General features: G+C 63.2%; 14 protein-coding genes. 7 read left to right on the forward strand and 7 right to left on the reverse strand.

The features are described from left to right. The first annotated feature begins 42 nt into the window (after window positions 1-42). Window positions 43-1,716: a thiamine pyrophosphate-binding protein gene (locus tag J6524_RS02715; protein WP_225668755.1), complete on the forward strand. Its 1,674-nt coding sequence runs from the start codon at window positions 43-45 to the stop codon at window positions 1,714-1,716. An 8-nt stretch (window positions 1,717-1,724) separates the two neighbouring features. Here the strand turns inward: J6524_RS02715 and J6524_RS02720 are convergent, their stop codons facing one another. Together J6524_RS02720 and J6524_RS02725 are read right to left on the reverse strand one after the other, a co-directional pair. Continuing rightward, on the reverse strand, window positions 1,725-2,327 hold the full coding sequence (locus J6524_RS02720) for a CinA family protein (protein ID WP_225668756.1): 603 nt from the start codon (window positions 2,325-2,327) through the stop codon (window positions 1,725-1,727). Further along, window positions 2,328-3,509 (reverse strand): bifunctional 2-C-methyl-D-erythritol 4-phosphate cytidylyltransferase/2-C-methyl-D-erythritol 2,4-cyclodiphosphate synthase, encoded by a 1,182-nt coding sequence (locus J6524_RS02725; protein WP_225668758.1) that lies wholly within the window; start codon window positions 3,507-3,509, stop codon window positions 2,328-2,330. It lies immediately after the preceding gene. A 287-nt stretch (window positions 3,510-3,796) separates the two neighbouring features. Between J6524_RS02725 and dusB the strand changes: the two genes are divergently transcribed. From dusB to ntrC, 3 genes are read left to right on the forward strand one after another with little or no spacing between them, the layout of a single operon-like run. Further along, entirely contained in the window at window positions 3,797-4,795 is a 999-nt protein-coding gene (dusB, locus tag J6524_RS02730) for a tRNA dihydrouridine synthase DusB (RefSeq protein WP_225669310.1), read from the forward strand. Then, window positions 4,792-5,967 (forward strand): two-component system sensor histidine kinase NtrB, encoded by a 1,176-nt coding sequence (locus tag J6524_RS02735; protein ID WP_225668759.1) that lies wholly within the window; start codon window positions 4,792-4,794, stop codon window positions 5,965-5,967. The genes dusB and J6524_RS02735 overlap by 4 nt, the downstream gene beginning before the upstream one ends. Before the next feature lie 9 nt (window positions 5,968-5,976). Next, on the forward strand, window positions 5,977-7,419 hold the full coding sequence (ntrC, locus tag J6524_RS02740; protein WP_225668761.1) for a nitrogen regulation protein NR(I): 1,443 nt from the start codon (window positions 5,977-5,979) through the stop codon (window positions 7,417-7,419). Between the two features lie 91 nt (window positions 7,420-7,510). On the opposite strand, the gene J6524_RS02745 is transcribed toward ntrC, so the two are convergent. The 4 genes from J6524_RS02745 to J6524_RS02760 form a co-directional block, all read right to left on the reverse strand. Further along, window positions 7,511-8,440, reverse strand: a complete 930-nt coding sequence (locus J6524_RS02745; protein WP_225668762.1) for an MBL fold metallo-hydrolase — start codon at window positions 8,438-8,440, stop codon at window positions 7,511-7,513. Between the two features lie 95 nt (window positions 8,441-8,535). Then, window positions 8,536-9,753 carry an NAD(P)/FAD-dependent oxidoreductase gene (locus J6524_RS02750; RefSeq protein ID WP_225668764.1) on the reverse strand — a complete coding sequence of 406 codons (1,218 nt, stop codon included), beginning with the start codon at window positions 9,751-9,753 and terminating at the stop codon, window positions 8,536-8,538. Window positions 9,754-9,863: 110 nt separating this feature from the next. After that, on the reverse strand, window positions 9,864-10,187 hold the full coding sequence (locus J6524_RS02755; RefSeq protein WP_225668765.1) for a hypothetical protein: 324 nt from the start codon (window positions 10,185-10,187) through the stop codon (window positions 9,864-9,866). 100 nt (window positions 10,188-10,287) lie between these two features. Continuing rightward, the gene (locus J6524_RS02760; RefSeq protein ID WP_225668767.1) at window positions 10,288-11,235 is read right to left on the reverse strand and encodes a helix-turn-helix domain-containing protein; all 948 of its coding nucleotides are present in this window, start codon (window positions 11,233-11,235) and stop codon (window positions 10,288-10,290) included. A gap of 481 nt (window positions 11,236-11,716) precedes the next feature. Here J6524_RS02760 and J6524_RS02765 point away from each other — a divergent pair, with 481 nt between their 5' ends. Then, the gene (locus J6524_RS02765) at window positions 11,717-12,649 is read left to right on the forward strand and encodes a helix-turn-helix domain-containing protein (RefSeq protein WP_225669311.1); all 933 of its coding nucleotides are present in this window, start codon (window positions 11,717-11,719) and stop codon (window positions 12,647-12,649) included. A 27-nt stretch (window positions 12,650-12,676) separates the two neighbouring features. On the opposite strand, the gene J6524_RS02770 is transcribed toward J6524_RS02765, so the two are convergent. Continuing rightward, a complete protein-coding gene (locus J6524_RS02770; RefSeq protein WP_225669312.1) occupies window positions 12,677-13,540 on the reverse strand; it encodes a catalase in 864 nt (287 codons plus the stop codon). Window positions 13,541-13,925: 385 nt separating this feature from the next. Between J6524_RS02770 and J6524_RS02775 the strand changes: the two genes are divergently transcribed. Then, window positions 13,926-16,274, forward strand: a complete 2,349-nt coding sequence (locus J6524_RS02775; protein WP_225668768.1) for a sensor histidine kinase NtrY-like — start codon at window positions 13,926-13,928, stop codon at window positions 16,272-16,274. A 17-nt stretch (window positions 16,275-16,291) separates the two neighbouring features. After that, window positions 16,292-17,662, forward strand: a complete 1,371-nt coding sequence (gene ntrX / locus J6524_RS02780; RefSeq protein ID WP_225668770.1) for a nitrogen assimilation response regulator NtrX — start codon at window positions 16,292-16,294, stop codon at window positions 17,660-17,662. Window positions 17,663-17,797 lie beyond the last annotated feature (135 nt).

The following is a 17,797-nucleotide window of genomic DNA, read 5'->3' on the forward strand; positions in this document are numbered from 1 at the left end:
AGCCGGTCCCAATCCGCGATCCCACGACGGAAAGACGAGACGATGGACGCAAAACTTCGAACCGGTGGACATATCCTGATCGAGCAACTGGCCCTGCACGGCGCCGACACCGTGTTCGGCGTCCCCGGTGAGAGCTTCCTGGCTGCTCTCGACGGCATGTACCAGAACCAGCGTGTGCGGTTCATCAACGCCCGGCAGGAGGGTGGCGCCGCCATGATGGCGGAGGCCTACGGCAAACTGACGGGGCGGCCGGGTATCGTGTTCGCCACCCGCGGCCCCGGCGCCACGAATGCGTCATCGGGCGTTCATGTCGCGTTTCAGGACTCGACGCCGCTGATCCTGCTGCTCGGCCAGGTTGGTCGCGACATGATGGAACGCGAAGCGTTCCAGGAAATCGATTATCGGCTGATGTTCGGCCCGATGGCGAAATGGGTCGCCCAGATCGACGACGCGCGGCGGATACCCGAGTTCATCTCGCGCGCCTTCTTCACAGCGACCTCGGGCCGTCCCGGCCCGGTCGTGCTGGCGCTGCCCGAGGACATGCTTACCGACACTGCCGATGTGCCGGATGCGCCACCTTATAATCCACTTCCGATCGCGCCTGACGAAGGCGGCTTGCGGCAATTCCATGCGCTGCTGTCGGAGGCGAGAAAGCCGTTTCTGATCGTCGGCGGCGGTGGATGGAGCGACCAGGCGCGCCGTGATCTCGAGGCGTTTGCGTCTGCGCACGAAGTGCCGGTCGGCGTATCATTCCGCTGCCAGGACTATTTCGACAATCTGCATCCTTGCTATGGCGGCCATGTCGGCATCGGTCTCGACGCCAAGATCGCCGAGCGTATTCGCAACAGCGACTTGGTGATCGCACTTGGCGCGCGACTGGGGGAGGCCACCACATCCGGCTATACCCTGTTTGATATTCCCAAGCCGAAGCAGCCGCTGGTTCATATTTATCCCGATCCGGAAGAGATCGGTCGCGTCTATTCGCCAACGCTCGGCGTGGTCGCGAGCAGCGCGGCCTTTGCGGCCGCGATCAGGCAGCTGGAGCCGAAGCATCAATCACGCGCCGACTACGTCAAAGCGGCGCATGCCGACTATCTCGCGTTTGCCGAGCCGACCAAGTCGCCCGGCGACGTGCAGCTCTCGCAGGTCGTGCGCGGTTTGAGCGAGCGCTTGCCCCATGACACCATCATCTGCAACGGCGCCGGCAATTATGCCGTCTGGGTGCACCGCTTCTGGCGCTCCCGGCAGTACCGCACCGAACTCGCGCCGACATCGGGCTCGATGGGCTACGGCCTGCCTGCGGCAGTCGCAGCCAAGTTGCAGCATCCGGAACGAACGGTCATCGCATTTGCCGGCGACGGCTGTTTTCAAATGACCGGCCTCGAGTTTATGACTGCGGTCGAGAATCGGCTGCCGCTGATCGTGATCGTCTGCAATAACGGTATGTACGGCACGATCCGGATGCATCAGGAGCGGGAATATCCCGGTCGTGTTTCCGGCACCGATCTCGCCAACCCGGACTTTGCCGCGCTGGCGCGCGCCTGCGGTGGCTTCGGTGCGCGTGTTAACCGAACAGAAGATTTTGCGCGCGCATTCGACGAAGCCGTCGCGAGCGGAGTTCCTGCTATCATCGAGCTTTCGATCAGCCCGGAAGCGCTGACGCCGGTAGCTTCGCTTAGCGAAACGTGCGCCAAGGCGCTGGCGGGACAGGCCTGATGCTCGCTTCAAGTGCGCGTCGGCCGGCGCCGCTTCACGGCGCTGCGCCGCGGCGTTCGTGCCACTCTTGGACGTAACCGGCTCATCGTCTCGCGCCGTGGCTTGATGGGTGGCTGCGGTCCGCGTGCCAATTCCATCAGCATGCGCAGCGCTTCGACCACCGAGCGCTGGCGCACCGTGGTGCGGCCGATGGCCCCGAAACGGAACTCGCGATGGATTATCTTCCCGTCACGCGAGGCAACCGCGAAATGGACGAGGCCGACCGGCTTGCCCGGCGTCGCGCCGCCCGGACCTGCAATACCGGTAATGGATACCGCGAGATCAACGCCGGCCTTTTCCAACGCGCCGACCGCCATTGCAGTCGCGGTTTCCTTGCTGACCGCGCCGAAGGTCGCAAGTGTCGAGGCCTTGACGCCGAGCATCGCGCGCTTGGCTTCATTGGAATAGGTGATGAAGCCGCGGTCGATGACGTCGGATGAGCCGGGAATGTCGGTGAGCGCGCCGGCGACCAGGCCACCGGTGCAGGATTCCGCCGTCGCGATCGTCAGCTTGCGCATCCGGCACAGATCGAGCAGCGAGCGGGAGAGGGCGCGCGCGTCGCTGCCGCTCATTTACTCACTCCAGGGCAAGCGGATGGTGGCGCACGCAGTTGCGGCGATGCCTTCCTCACGGCCGGTGAAGCCGAGCCGTTCGCTGGTCGTCGCCTTCACCGCAACTCGGGAGATGTTGAGCCCGGTGATCTCGGCGATGCGGGCACGCATGACATCACGCAGCGGCCCGATCTTCGGACGCTCGCAGATCATCGTGACTTCGAGATTGGCGATTCGGCCGCCCCGTGCGGTGACACGGTCCACGGCGTATTTGAGGAATTTATCTGACGCGGCACCCTTCCACTGCGGATCGCTCGGCGGAAAGTGTGAGCCGATATCACCGTCCGCCAGCGCGCCGAGAATGGCGTCGACCAGGGCGTGGAGGCCGACATCGCCGTCGGAATGGGCGAGAAACCCGCGGGTGTGCGGCACCCGTACGCCGCAGAGCATCAGATGATCGCCGTCGCCAAAGGCGTGCACGTCATAACCGGTGCCGGTTCTGATGTCGCCGAGCTGGGCGGCGAGGCGGGCTTCCTCGCGAACGAAATCTTCGGGCGTTGTCAGCTTCATGTTTGCAGGATCGCCTTCAAAGGTCGCCACCGTCAATCCCGCCCATTCCGCGAGCGCCGCATCGTCGGTGAAATCGCTGCGGCCCTCGCGCGCGGCGCGACGATGAGCATCGAGAATGACATCGAAACGAAACGCTTGCGGCGTTTGCGCGATTCGCAGCCTTGCACGATCGGGCGTTGCCTCGACGTTGCCTGCATCACAGATCTGCTTGACCGTATCGGTAACCGGGATGGTCGGAATGGCAGCGCCGGTCCGGCCTGCCGCATCGATCGCGCGCGAAATGACCGCCGGTGTCACGAAGGGCCGCGCCGCGTCGTGGATAAGAACGATGTCAGGCTTCTCCGCCGCCAGCGCCTCAAGCCCGGCATGCACCGATGCCTGGCGAGTCGCGCCGCCATTGGTAGGCGGCTGATGGCGCAGTCCCGCGACGGCTTCAGTGAAAACAGCGGCGTCGTCCGGATTCACCACCGGCTGCACGGCGAAGATAGCTGGATGCTCGCAGAACGCCTGCATGGCGCGGAAGATCACCGTCCGCCCGCCGATCTCCCGATATTGCTTCGGCCCTCCAGCACCGGCGCGAAGCCCGCGTCCGGCTGCGACAAGGATGACTGCAGTGCGCTCAGGTCTGGGCATCGGGACTCAATACGACACGAATCTGGGTTGAGGAGGGGGCGTCGGCTGCGCCGGCGCACAGCCCTTACCACGGCGGATACGGAAAAACAGAGCGTTTCCCATGTGCTGTGGGAAAAGCAGTTTTTGTTGCAGTGCACTTGCACAAATGATAGTTCTGTCTAAAGTGTAGGCAAGAAGCTTGACTGCCCAAGATTTGTGCTCACAATAGGCGTCGACGGTTGCAATGAAGCCGCCGCCCCAACCATGAGAACGCCGTGACCGGCCCGGAAAGTTCACGCTCTAAGCCGTTGAAAATAGGCGATATTGCTGTCGCCAACCGGGTTCTTCTGGCGCCGATGTCCGGCGTCACTGATGCTCCCTTTCGACGGCTGGCCGCCGCCCTCGGCGCGGGGCTGGTGGTCTCCGAGATGACCGCCAGCGATGAACTCGTGCAGGGCAGGCCGATGTCGCTTCTGCGCTGCGAGAGAGCTGGTGTCGGACCGCATGTCGTTCAGCTCGCGGGCTGCGAGGCGCACTGGATGGCGGAGGGCGCGCGAGTGGCGGAAGCTGGCGGCGCCGACATCGTCGACATCAACATGGGCTGCCCGGCGCGGCACGTCACCGGCGGGCAATCCGGCTCGGCGTTGATGCGCGATCTCGATCATGCACTCAAGCTGATCGAGGCTACGATCGCGGCGGTGAAAGTGCCGGTCACGCTGAAGATGCGGCTTGGTTGGGACGAGCGCTCGCTCAATGCGCCCGAACTGGCGCGCCGCGCAGAAGGCGCCGGCGTGCAGATGATCACCGTGCACGGGCGCACGCGCTGCCAGTTCTACAAAGGCGAGGCCAATTGGAACGCCGTGCGCGCGGTCAGGGATGCGGTCTCAGTGCCGCTTGTCGTCAACGGCGATATCACCTCGTTCGATCGAGCGGTACAGGCGCTGGAAGCCTCAGGAGCAGACGCCGTGATGATCGGGCGCGGCGCGCAAGGCCAGCCCTGGCTGCCTGGCCAGATAGCCCGCCGACTCGAAACCGGGAAAGCAGAGACCACGCCATCGCTCGCCGAGCAGCTCACACACGTACGGGCGCTTTATGATGAGGTCTGCAGCCATTACGGGCTGCGCGTGGGGCTCAAGCACGCACGCAAGCATCTCGGCTGGGCGCTGGAAATCGCTGCTCAGTATAGCCGCGCGCCAGCTGAGACGCTGAAGGGATGGCGGCAAAAGATTCTGACGTCGGAGGATCCGCACCGCGTGCACCGATCGCTGCAGGACGCGTTCGACGACTTCGCATGGAGTGCTGCATGAGCTCAGTCGCAGAACATCGCCGCGCCATGCCATCCGACAGCGAAGCCATCCTCAACGCGCTGCCGAACCCGGTTCTCCTGATCGCGCCGGACGGTCGCATCGTCGATGCCAACATCGCCGCCGAATCCTTCTTCGAGATCTCGACTCAATTCCTACGCCGTCAGTCCCTGAAAGAGCTGGTGCCGTTCGGCAGCCCGCTCCTGGCGCTGATCGATCAGGTGCGTTCGAGCGGCTCGCCGGTCAACGAATACAAGGTCGACCTCGGAACACCTCGGATCGGCGGCGACCGCCAGGTCGATCTGCACGTTGCCCCCGTCACCGAACGGCCCGGCCATATCGTCGTCATGCTGCAGGAGCGCACCATTGCCGACAAGATGGATCGGCAATTGACGCACCGGAGCGCGGCGCGCTCGGTGATCGCGCTGGCCGCGATGCTGGCGCATGAAATCAAGAATCCTTTGTCGGGTATTCGCGGGGCGGCGCAACTGCTGGAGCAGGCGGCTTCATCCGAAGACCGCATGCTGACGCGGCTGATCTGCGACGAGGCTGACCGCATCGTTACGCTGGTCGACCGCATGGAAGTTTTCGGCGACGATCGCCCGGTGGCGCGCGGGGCGGTCAACATCCATTCCGTGCTCGATCACGTGAAGCGGCTGGCGCAATCCGGCTTCGCCCGCAACGTCCGCTTCGTCGAAGAATACGACCCATCCCTGCCGCCGGTGCTGGCCAATCAGGATCAGCTCATTCAGGTCTTCCTCAATCTCGTGAAGAACGCCGCCGAGGCCGTTGCCGATCTCGGCGCCGATGCGGAAATCCAGCTGACCACCGCCTTCCGGCCCGGCGTCCGCCTGTCGGTGCCCGGCAAGAAATCACGGGTGTCGCTGCCGCTGGAGTTCTGCGTCAAGGACAACGGTTCCGGCGTACCGGAAGACCTGCTGCCGAACCTGTTCGATCCCTTCGTGACGACAAAGCAGACCGGCAGCGGGCTCGGCCTCGCGCTGGTTGCCAAGATTGTCGGCGACCATGGCGGCATCATCGAATGCGAATCCCAGCCGCGGAAGACGACGTTCCGTGTGCTGATGCCGATGTTCAATCCCGCCAAACAGTTCGACCAAAGCAACCGCGACGGCGTTCCGGGTACGCCGCCGCCTGCCTCACAGGACGCAAGATGAGGAACACCAATGCCCGCAGGTAGCATACTCGTTGCCGATGACGATACCGCCATCCGCACGGTTCTGAATCAGGCGCTCTCGCGCGCCGGATATGAAGTTCGCCTGACCGGGAATGCCGCGACGCTGTGGCGCTGGGTGAGCCAGGGCGAGGGCGATCTCGTCATCACCGACGTGGTGATGCCGGACGAGAACGCATTCGACCTCTTGCCGCGCATCAAGAAGATGCGGCCGAATCTTCCGGTTATCGTGATGAGCGCGCAGAACACCTTCATGACGGCGATCCGCGCCTCGGAGCGCGGCGCTTATGAATATCTGCCGAAACCATTCGACCTGAAGGAACTCATCACCATCGTCGGACGCGCGTTGGCCGAGCCGAAGGAGCGGGTGACGAGCGCGGCCGACGATTCCGAATTCGATTCAATTCCGCTGGTCGGTCGCTCGCCGGCGATGCAGGAAATCTACCGGGTGCTGGCGCGGCTGATGCAGACCGATCTCACGGTGATGATCTCCGGCGAGTCTGGCACCGGCAAGGAACTGGTCGCGCGCGCGCTGCATGATTACGGCAAGCGCCGCAACGGCCCGTTCGTCGCCGTCAATATGGCTGCGATCCCGCGCGACCTTATCGAATCCGAATTGTTCGGCCATGAGCGCGGCGCGTTCACCGGCGCCAATACCCGCGCTTCCGGCCGGTTCGAACAGGCTGAAGGCGGCACGCTGTTTCTGGACGAAATCGGCGACATGCCGATGGAAGCGCAGACGCGACTGTTGCGCGTGCTGCAACAGGGGGAATACACGACCGTCGGCGGCCGTACCCCGATCAAGACCGATGTTCGGATCGTGGCGGCCAGCAACAAGGATCTGCGCATCCTGATCCAGCAGGGGCTGTTCCGGGAAGATCTGTTCTTCCGGCTCAACGTCGTGCCGCTGCGGCTGCCGCCATTGCGGGAGCGAATCGAGGATCTGCCCGATCTCATCAGGCATTTCTTTGCACTCGCCGAGAAGGACGGCTTGCCGCCGAAAAAACTCGACGCGCTGGCCCTGGAGCGCCTCAAGCAGCACCGCTGGCCCGGCAACGTGCGCGAGCTCGAAAACCTCGCGCGCCGGCTGGCTGCGCTTTATCCGCAGGACGTCATTACGGCCTCGGTCATCGATGGCGAGCTTGCGCCGCCGGCGGTCACCTCAGGCGGCAACGCCCCGATGGGCGTGGAGAATCTCGGGGGAGCGGTCGAAGCCTACCTGTCCTCGCACTTCTCCGGCTTCCCGAACGGCGTGCCGCCGCCGGGCCTGTATCATCGAATCCTCAAGGAGATCGAGGTGCCGCTGCTCACCGCGGCGCTGGCGGCCACGCGTGGCAACCAGATCCGGGCGGCCGACCTGCTCGGCCTGAACCGCAATACGCTGCGCAAGAAGATCAGGGATCTCGACATTCAGGTCTACCGGAGTGGCGGCTAGCTTTTCGACCAGCGGCATCCGCACCCAACCGGGACTGAGGGCGCACACTCATTGAGTACGCGCCCTCGTTCGGACCTAATTCAACAAGCGGTCAGTAGTCCCAGAAGACCGGCACCCAACGAAAGGCGTCGCCGTCGACTGCCACATGGCCGACGGACGGGAACGGCAGGTGAGTGGCCACCAGCAGCCCACCGGTCTCAGCCAATTCCCGCAAAAGACTGATACGAACGCGGGCCGACTCCTCGGGGTCGTGTTCGAAGCCGTTGTACCACTCGGGGTGCTCGAACCCGACCGCGAACACGAGGTCTCCGGCGAACGTCAGCCGGTCGCCGCCGGACGCCACGCGGACCACACTGTGCCCTGGGGTGTGGCCGCCGGTGCGAGTGACGACCACTCCCGGCGCCACCTCGTACTCCTCCTCGAACGGCCGCAGCTGGCTGCGGTACTCTTTCACGAACCGCTTGGCGGTCGATCGAAGCGCGTCCGGAAACCCCGGCGGCATGGAGACGTGGGAGAAATCGGGCGCCTCCCAGAACTTGACCTCGGCGGCCGCCACATGGATCCGCAGGTCCGGACGTAGCCGTTCCTTGACCCCGTCGACGAGCAGCCCGCCAATGTGGTCCATGTGCATGTGGGTCAGCACCACGTCGGTCACGGACGCAAGATCGATACCGGCGGCCTCCAGTCGCTTGATCAATTGCCCGGCCCGCGGCAAGTGCAAGTCCGGGTCGAGCCCAAGCCCAGCATCGACGAGTATGGTCCGGTCGCCGCTACGCACCACGACCACGTTGAGCGCCCAATCGTAAGCGTCCGGCGGCAGGAACATGTCTTTCAGCCAGGTCGCCCGGACGGCCGGGTCGATGTTGTGTGCCAACATTGCGGTTGGGAGCGGTAGCACGCCATCGCTGACCACCAGCACGTCAATGTCGCCGACCTGCAGCGCGTAGCGCGACGGAACCAACTCGTTGGGGCCCGGTCCACCGGCGTGTGAAGTGTTGGCCAGGCTTGTGTCTAGATTCATGTTTGTCTCCTGTTTCATGTTCAAGGCGACTGGCTGGTCTCGGTTGAGCAGGCCGCGCAGCCAGCGAGAAGCGCGGCCCGATTCGCGTGAAGGGTCTAAAAGAAGCCACTCACGTCAGTCACACGCTCCGGATCGGCAGAGGCCAGCGCGGCAGCGCGCTCGGCACGCGGCGGATAGATCCAGACGGTGTTGATCTCCTGCTTGGTCTTCTTGCCGACGTCGCCGACCATCGCCACCTTGCGTTCCCAGCCGGTCGTGAACAGCGCACCGGCTTCGCCGAGGTCGAGGCAGGTGACGTAACCCTTCTGGTGGTAGGGTCTGGTCGGAACGCCCAGCAGTTCGGCGGCGGCGTTGTTGCCGGCAAAGGCGCCCATCCGCGTCGCGTGCTGGCACGACATCAGCGCGTAATTGCCGGCGTCGTCACAAGCGGCGCGTGCAGCATCGCCGGTGGCGAATACGCCCGGCACTCCCGGCACGCGCAGGTCGCGGTCGACCAGCAGGCGCCCGAAATTGTCGCGCTCACCGGGGATCTGCGCGGTCAAGGGAGCTGCGCGGATGCCCGCAGCCCAGATCACGGTCTCGGCTTCGATGCGCTCGCCGCTGGCCAAGGTGACGCCGGATTCGTCGAGCGAAGCGACGCCGGCACCGAGGCGCGTCTCCACGCCAACCTTGCGCAGCGCATCCTCGATGACGGGGCGGGGCTCTTCGCCCATATCGGGGGCGATTGCAGGATTGCGCTCGACGATGATAACGCGCGGCTTGGCATCCTTACCAAGGATGGCGCGAAGCCGCCCCGGCATTTCGGTAGCCGCTTCGATGCCGGTGAACCCGCCGCCGGCGACCACGACCGTGTCGCGCCCGTTCCTTGCAGGACGCTTGGCGAGGCCATGCAGATGCTTCTCGAGCGCGACCGCATCATCGAGCTGGTCGACGGAAAACCCGTACTCGGCAAGGCCCGGAATGTTCGGACGGAACAGCCGGCTTCCGGTGGCCACGATCAGGCGATCGTAGGAAAGCGTCTTCCGCGTGCCCTTGGCTGTCGTGATTTGCACCATGCGCGAGTTGGTCTCGATCGTCTCGGCGCTGCCCTGCACATAGACAACGTCGATGGCCTTCAGCACATCGAGCAGCGGTGCGGTGAGGGTCTCCGGCTTCGGTTCGTAGAGCCGCGGCCGGACCACCAGCGTCGGCTCGGGCGCAACCAGCGCGATCTCGAGCTCCTCGGGCGAAGCGCCCTGGATATCGCGCAGGCGGGCGGCGGAAAGGGCTGCGTACATGCCGGCAAAGCCGGCGCCGATGATGACTAGTCGCACGTGATTTCTCCTTTGGTTTGACTTCCAGACATGCGCGTGCTGCCGCCGCCGCACGTAGCGGCGAAGTTCTCGCGACAACGACGCGAAGTGGTGAAACGAGGATCGCCCGGCTACGGAGCGGGGCAGGTCAATGCGAGCGGCGAAGGCATGGGGCCGTCACACGCCGCGGTGCAGCCTCGAGAACCCAGCGTCCGGCTGCGGAAGGCGATCGGTTGAGCGGGCCGCGACCAATCGTTGTAGAAGGTCCGGCCGCCGTCATTGATCATGATGGAAGTGATGGGATAGGCGCCTCGGGGAGCCGGCGGCACTTCCGTTTCCTCGCCCGCGGCCGATGTGAAGCGGACGGCCAGTGAAAGCCCGTACACGATCGCGGTGGCGACGACCTTCCTGCGCGGTCTGATTGCAAAGGGGGTGACGAAGTTTTTCCAGGCCATCGTTTGTCTCCGTCCGTTGTTGGTTGGAACGGTACCGTTCTAGTGGAAGGAGAACTGCAGCTGCCCCAGAGCGATTGCCGTACCTGTAGAGCGATTGCTGCTAGCGCATGCGCCTGCGCCAATCGCTTGGGGTATCGCCCGTCAGCTTTCTGAACGCGGCGGCAAAGGCCGTCTGCGAGGAGTAGCCAAGCGCGGCTGCGATCGACACGATCGAATCATCGGTGTCGCGCAGCATGTTCATGGCCTGCTCGAGCTGGTGCTGGCGCAGCCAGGCATGCGGCGAAAGCCCGGTGCTTTCCTTAAAGGCGCGGCAGAAATGGAAGCGCGACAGGCCAGCATCGGAAGCGAGCGCCGCGAGCGAGACGTCCGCATCGGCATCCGAACGCAAGCGCTCGATGGCGCGGCCGAGCACCTTCGGCGACAACCCGCCCATGACCGGCTGGACCGTGGTTGGCGAGCCGGTGTGCGCAGCCAGCAGACGCGTTGCCAGGAGGTCCGTCAGTTGCTGCCTGAAGAGCGTATCCAGAGCCTCATTGCCCTCCAGGACATCCGAGGCGCTCAGGAGCAATCGGGATGTAATGGGGTCGGGATGCGCCGTTCGCTCCAGTAGATTGGTCGACGTGGCGGTGCCGGCTTCGTCGGCAACCCGCTTGAGCGTTGTGTGAGGAAGATAGAGCTGAACGACATCAACAGGTTTCGGAATATCCCATCGGGAGCTTGATCCTTCCGGAATGATTATCACAACCCCGGGACGAAACGTTCCAATGGCGACTGATCTTCCTGTTCGCCGCTCCATGCGCTGGATCGAGCCGTTGTAAGCCATGATGACGTGGTGGGTCATGGGCTCGACGACGTCGTGCAATGGGTCATGCTTCCAGTGGGCGATCCCGGCACCGGAGGTGTCCAAAGCCATGCGGAGTGGTTTGGTGTGAAGCACGCGTGCCATCTCCGCATCGGCAGTACGGGACTCGGCGATCGGCGAAGGATCCGCGTCCGACGCGGTGTGGGAATTGACTTGCGAATAATTGCGCAGGATTGGCTTACTCATGGCAGTTGCTCGTTTGAAGGGAAGGGGGCTTTTCGCTCGCGCCGCCGGGCCTCACTTGCGTGCTGACGCGAAGCTGTTGCTTCCTGTCTGCCTGTACTGATGCCGCCCAAGCGTCGAGAGCTTTCGGTACGCGTTCTAGGCGCGCAAGATTACGGGGTCTTTCCCAAAGCGGCGGTGCTTTGCCTGATCTTGCTGCAAGCGGCCATCAAGCGTTTGTGACCAAAGCCGCTCAACGGTTGCGCAGAGGCCGCCTCTGCCGTCGAATGAGGCAATCGGCTGCTACCATTGCGTGTGCTTGAGTCGCGGTGTTGCGGATCGACAACAGCGCTGCCATTTCAAGCGCTGTGTGTCACAAAACTGATGTGATAGCGGCCTCGGCCAAATGTCGTAGACGGCCGCGCACTGAAAGCAGATAATATGCATGCATCTCGCTGACGGCGCGATGTCCAGCCCTTCCAACTTTCAAGTGAGACAGACGCATATGGCACAGGCGGGCGCCTTCGGCGCGAGGCTCGGGCGCTTCTTGCATCTGAAGGATGCGCCGCCGTCTCTAGTCACGCGTTCACTGCGCGGCGTTGAACTGGCGGTCACCGAAACGCGCGATGATAACCCGGTACCAGGCCTTTCCGGCTCGCTGACACGGGAGGACGCCTTTCTCGTCAGCCTGAAGCTTCATGATTATCCGGACTGCGAACTTTGGGAGCGCGGCAAGTGCATCATGAAGAGGGATGTTCGGGCCGGCGCAACCTATCTGTACGATCTCAAGCACGATCCGCGCTATGTGATCGACAAGCCGTTTCATTCCCTGTTTTTCCATCTTCCGCGCTCGGCACTTGATCGCATCGCTGAACAGTCCGGCGCTCCGCGCATTGGCGATCTTGCGTGTGAGATCGGCGTGGGCCACGACGACACGGTCATCCGTCATATCGGCGCCTCGTTCCTGGAAGGACTGCGGCGGCCGTCCGAGGCCAACCAGCTTTTCATCGATCACATGATGCTCGCGCTCACCGCGCACGTCGCTCAGACCTATGGCGGACTGCGGCGCAATACCGAGCTGGCCCGCGGCGGCCTTGCGCCGTGGCAGGTCAAGCGCGCGTGTGAAAGACTGGAGGCCGACCTCGGCGGGACACTTTCGTTGCAACAGATCGCGGCAGAATTCGATCTCTCGGTCAGCCACTTCTCGCGCGCCTTTCGCATCTCCACCGGCCTGCCGCCACACCAGTGGCTGCTTCGCCAGCGTGTGAAGGCGGCCAGGCAGCTCATGACCGTGCGCGATCTGCCGCTGTCGGAAATTGCGGTGGCGGCGGGGTTCGCCAATCAGAGCCACTTTACGCGGGTGTTTACCTCCATGATCGGCGTCAGCCCGGGAGTATGGCGTCGCGAGACGCAGGGCGCACCGGAAGGCGAAACGTGATCGGAGCACGGCAGCAACCTCGTCCGCTCAGCGACGCCTTTTCTGCGAGATCGTGTAGGCGTCGCGACGGGCCGCAAACATCTCGTCAGGCGGATGACCGATACCTTCGGCCAGAGTTGACGGATTGAAGACGGGCTCGTCGCACGCGTCGCTGGCTTCAACACCGGTGATCACGATCGTTCCCAGCCGCACTGCCTCACGTCTGTCCTCATCGGGCCACCGGATGGTCACGTCCATGACGGGGTCACCCGGACGATCCAGCAGCGCCATTACGCTGAACCTGATATCGCGAGCCGCGATCCGGGTTTCGAGGTCGTCATGCAGCAGCTCAGCAGGCTTTACCCTGACCTTGACTTTGGGCTCGGTCGCCTGTTCACCAACCGGCGCGATCTTGAACTTGATGAACCTGGTCTCGCCCTTTGAATTCGTCGCCGGAAAAGCGTGCACGCCCCAATAGGTTGTGCAGGCAAAGCTTGCGGGCGGCGGATGCGCGGCCATGTAGCTTGCCTGATGCAGCGTCTCGGGATTGGCAACTGAGAATGCCTCGACGTTTTCGACGTCCGGCCTGCCGTCGGGTCCTGGAATGCGCGCTCGGAGGAAAGCCGACATCTGGTCAAGCGTCCTCGCGAAATGAACCGGGGCGCTCTGTGTGCACACTTCTGAGTGCTGGCCATCGCTACCGAGCCGGAAGCTGAAGCCGCGCAGCAACGTGACGCTGTTGTCCAGGCTTCCTTCCAGCGAGAAGCGCGCCAGTACGCGCGATGGCTTGGTGAAGCTACAGGATTTCGTGATCTCGTTGGCCTGGTCGGATGGGGCATAGGTGCCGCGAACGCATCGCCCCCTGGCAAAGCTGGCACGTGCCTTTGGCGGAAGACCGGTTACCCCCTTCATAGCGGCGACGATGGATGCGGGGCTGGCAGGGCCGCGCGGGAACTTAGGCAGGACGGGACCTCGGGTTCGAACGTTGGTGCACGTTTTCTGGCCCAGTACAGCTTGGGCGTCTTTCCCGAATCCCCCATGCCTTGTCCGATTCTGCGACAAAGCTTGCCGATAGCAGCTTCCCTGATGGGTTGCGGTCACGCTGCGGATAATTGCTTGGTGAGAGCGCATTTGCCGATTCGGCGTTTGGTAATTTTATCACTTGCGTGAAAGGAATGCTCGTAAGCTGTTGATAAAACGAGCATCTTACTGATGCCGCATTTCGGCAACAATGTGATATGAATGCATCAGTTCGCGACAGGCGGACATTTGCTCTTTCACCTCATCGATTGCCGGAATGACCACCGCAGAGACCTCGGCACCACCATTTGACCCGTCGCTTGCCGAATCCCGAGGAGGAATCCTGCGGAAATGGGTGGCGCCGTTTGCGGTCGCGATCGCGCTGCTGTCGGCATTTTTGACCTTTATGGTCCTGAGCGGGCTGACGCCGATCGAGCCGACCCGCCAGGTTGTCTATTCATTCCTGCTGATCAATGCAGCGACCATCCTGCTGCTGGTCGCCATCATCAGCCGCGAAGTCTGGCTGGTCATCCAGGCGAGGCGGCGCGGGCGGGCGGCGGCACGGCTGCATGTGCAGATCGTCAGTCTGTTCTCGATCATTGCCGTGCTCCCGGCGGTGCTGGTCGCAATCGTCGCCAACGTGACCATCGACCGTGGCCTGGACCGGCTGTTCTCGGGCCCGGCGCGCGATGTCATGCAGAACTCGCTGATTGTCGCCCGGGCCTACACCTACGAGCATGCGCAGATGATCCGCGGCGATATCCTGGGGATGGCCAATGACATTGCGCGTGTCAGGCCGCTGTTCGATCAGGACCGCCGGTCATTTCGCGGAATGCTGACGATGAGCGCCACCTCCCGGAACCTGCCGGGAGCCATGCTGATCGACAAGGATCGCAACATCCTGGAGACCGCGCAAACCGGCATCAAGCAGGACTTCACGACGCCGCCGCAGGATTTCCTTAGCAACGTCAATGAAGACGAACCGCAGATCGCGGTCTTTCCTGACGCGAATTACGTGGCAGCAGTGATCCGGCTGCGCGCCTTCGACGATACCTTCCTGTACGTGGCGCGGCTGCTCGATCCCCGCGTGGTCGCGCAGCTCAAGCAGACCGAGGCGAGCGTTGCCGAATACGCCGCCATCGAATCCCGCCGGCTCGGCATTCAGGTCGCGTTCGCGCTGATGTTTGCCGTGATCGCGCTGACCATCCTGATGGCGTCGGTGCTGATCGGATTGAATTTCGCCAACTGGCTGGTGGCGCCGATCCGCAACCTGATGAGCGCGGCCAATATCGTCTCGACCGGCGATCTGCACGTCCAGGTGCCGGTCCATAAATCCGAGGGTGACCTCGCGCAACTCGGCGAGACCTTCAACAAGATGACGGCCGAATTGCGCACCCAGCGTGATGAACTGGTCAACGCATCGGAGCTGATCGACAGCCGCCGTCGCTTCATCGAGGCCGTTCTGTCCTCGGCCAGCGCTGGCATCATCGGCGTCGATGCGTCGGGCAGCGTCGGCATTCTGAACCGCTCCGCTGAAAAACTCATCGGTCACGCCGAATCGGAGACGCTCGACCATCCGCTGTCGGATGTTTTACCCGAGCTCGACGACATGATGAAGGCCGCACGTGAGGGGACGCAGCGCCTCGTGCAGGGCCAGATCACAATCATGCGTGACGGCCATGAGCGCAATCTGTCGGTCCGTGTCAGCGCCGAGCAGACCAGCGGCTCGCGCGACAGCTATATCATTACGCTCGACGACATCACGGAGCTGGTCTCCGCGCAGCGCACGTCGGCGTGGGGCGACGTGGCGCGCCGCATCGCCCATGAAATCAAGAACCCGCTGACGCCGATCCAGCTTTCAGCCGAACGAATCCGCCGCAAATTCGGCAAGGTCATCACCGAAGACAGGAGCATCTTCGAACAATGTACCGAAACCATCGTACGACAGGTCGACGACATCAGGCGGATGGTCGATGAATTCTCCCGTTTCGCGCGGATGCCAAAGCCGGTCATGGAAGGCGAGGACGTCGCCGACACTGTGCGGCAGGCGGTATTCCTCATGAAGGTCGGGCATCCCGATCTCGATATCGAGGCCGATATCAAGCAGGATCCGATGCGCGCGCAGTTCGACCGTCGGCTGATCTCGCAAGCGATCACCAACATCATCAAGAATGCGACGGAGGCGATCGAGCAGGTGCCGCCGGAGGAGCTCGGCAAGGGACGCATCGACGTCATCGCCGCCCGCGATAAAGACGACATCGTGATCGACGTGATCGATAATGGCATCGGTCTGCCCAAAGTAAGTCGCGCTCGGCTGCTGGAACCCTACGTGACGACGCGTCAGAAGGGCACTGGATTAGGGCTCGCCATCGTTGGCCGCGTGCTGGAAGACCATGGCGGCCGGATCGAACTCAAGGACGCCTCCGATTTCCGCCCCGGTCAACGTGGGGCCTGGATGCGGCTGCGGTTCGCCGCCTCCGGTCATGCGTCGAAGGTGGAAATCAAGCAGTCATCTGCGGAGAGAGATCAGCAGGGCAATGAAACAAAAGGGTCGGCAGGCGAAACCAATGGAGCGGCATCCGCGACCAATGACGAAACTAAAACCGAAGCCACGACAGGCAACTGACAAGACAGGTGTAACCAATGGCCAGTGACATTCTGATTGTCGATGACGAAGCCGATATTCGTGACCTTGTTGCGGGCATCCTTGAGGATGAAGGCTTCCACACCCGTACGGCGCGCGACAGCGATTCGGCGTTGGCCGAGATCGCCAGCCGCCGCCCGCATCTGGTGTTTCTCGACATTTGGCTGCAGGGCTCCAAGCTCGACGGGCTGCAATTGCTCGAGCAGGTCAAGAAGGAGCATGCCGACGTTCCCGTGGTGATGATCTCCGGCCACGGCAACATCGAGACCGCGGTGGCCGCGATCAAGCGCGGCGCCTACGACTTCATTGAAAAGCCGTTCAAGTCCGACCGGCTGATCCTGGTGGCGACGCGGGCGCTGGAGAATTCTCGCCTCAAGCGCGAAGTGAAGGAGCTCAAGCAACTGGCTCCCACTGCGAGCATTCTCACCGGCCGCTCCGCCTGCATGAATCAGTTGCGCCAGACCATCGACCGGGCGGCCAAAGCCAACAGCCGTATCCTGATCGTCGGCCCGTCCGGCTCCGGTAAGGAGCTGGTCGCTCGCACGCTGCACAATGCATCGAGCCGTGCAGAGGGGCCATTCGTCGTCATCAACGCCGCGGCGATCACGCCGGAGCGGATGGAAGTCGAGCTGTTCGGCATCGAGCAGACCAATGGCGAGCAGCCACGCAAGCCGGGTGCGCTGGAAGAGGCACATGGCGGCACGCTGTTCATCGACGAAATCGCTGACATGCCGCGCGAGACCCAGAACAAGATCCTGCGGGTACTGGTCGACCAGACCTTTCAGCGCTCGGGCGGCACCGCCAAGATTCATGTCGACGTCCGCATCATCTCCTCGACGGCGCGCAACCTTGAGGAAGAGATCGCGGAAGGGCGCTTCCGCGAGGATCTCTACCACCGGCTCTCGGTGGTACCGATCCGTGTGCCCCCGCTGTCGGAGCGTCGGGAGGACATCCCCGAACTGATCGACTACTTCATGGACCAGATATCGGCCGCGACCGGCTTGCCGAAGCGGCAGATCGGCCAGGATGCGATGGCGGTGCTGCAGTCGCATGTCTGGCCCGGCAACGTCCGCCAGCTCCGCAACAACGTCGAGCGCGTCATGATTCTGGCCGGTGGCGGTCCCGAAGCAATCATTACCGCGGACATGTTGCCGCAGGATGTGGGCTCGATGGTGCCGGCGATGCCGACCAGCAATAATGGCGAGCACATCATGGGGCTGCCGCTCCGCGAGGCGCGGGAGGTGTTTGAACGCGACTACCTGATCGCGCAGATCAGCCGGTTCTCGGGCAACATTTCGCGTACGGCCGAATTCGTCGGTATGGAGCGTTCGGCGCTGCACCGCAAGCTGAAGGCGCTTGGGGTTGGTTGAAGCCTTGTGAATCGCTTTTTCGTTCTGTGCCGACATCCGCGGCTAAGATCGCGTTTTTTGCGCCAATCCATGCACTTGCTTTGGAATATTTATCTCTTTCCGCAGTTTTACGGAGAATGGCCACTGGGTTCCGGG

This window comes from Bradyrhizobium hereditatis, from assembly GCF_020329435.1.
GTDB lineage: Bacteria > Pseudomonadota > Alphaproteobacteria > Rhizobiales > Xanthobacteraceae > Bradyrhizobium > Bradyrhizobium hereditatis.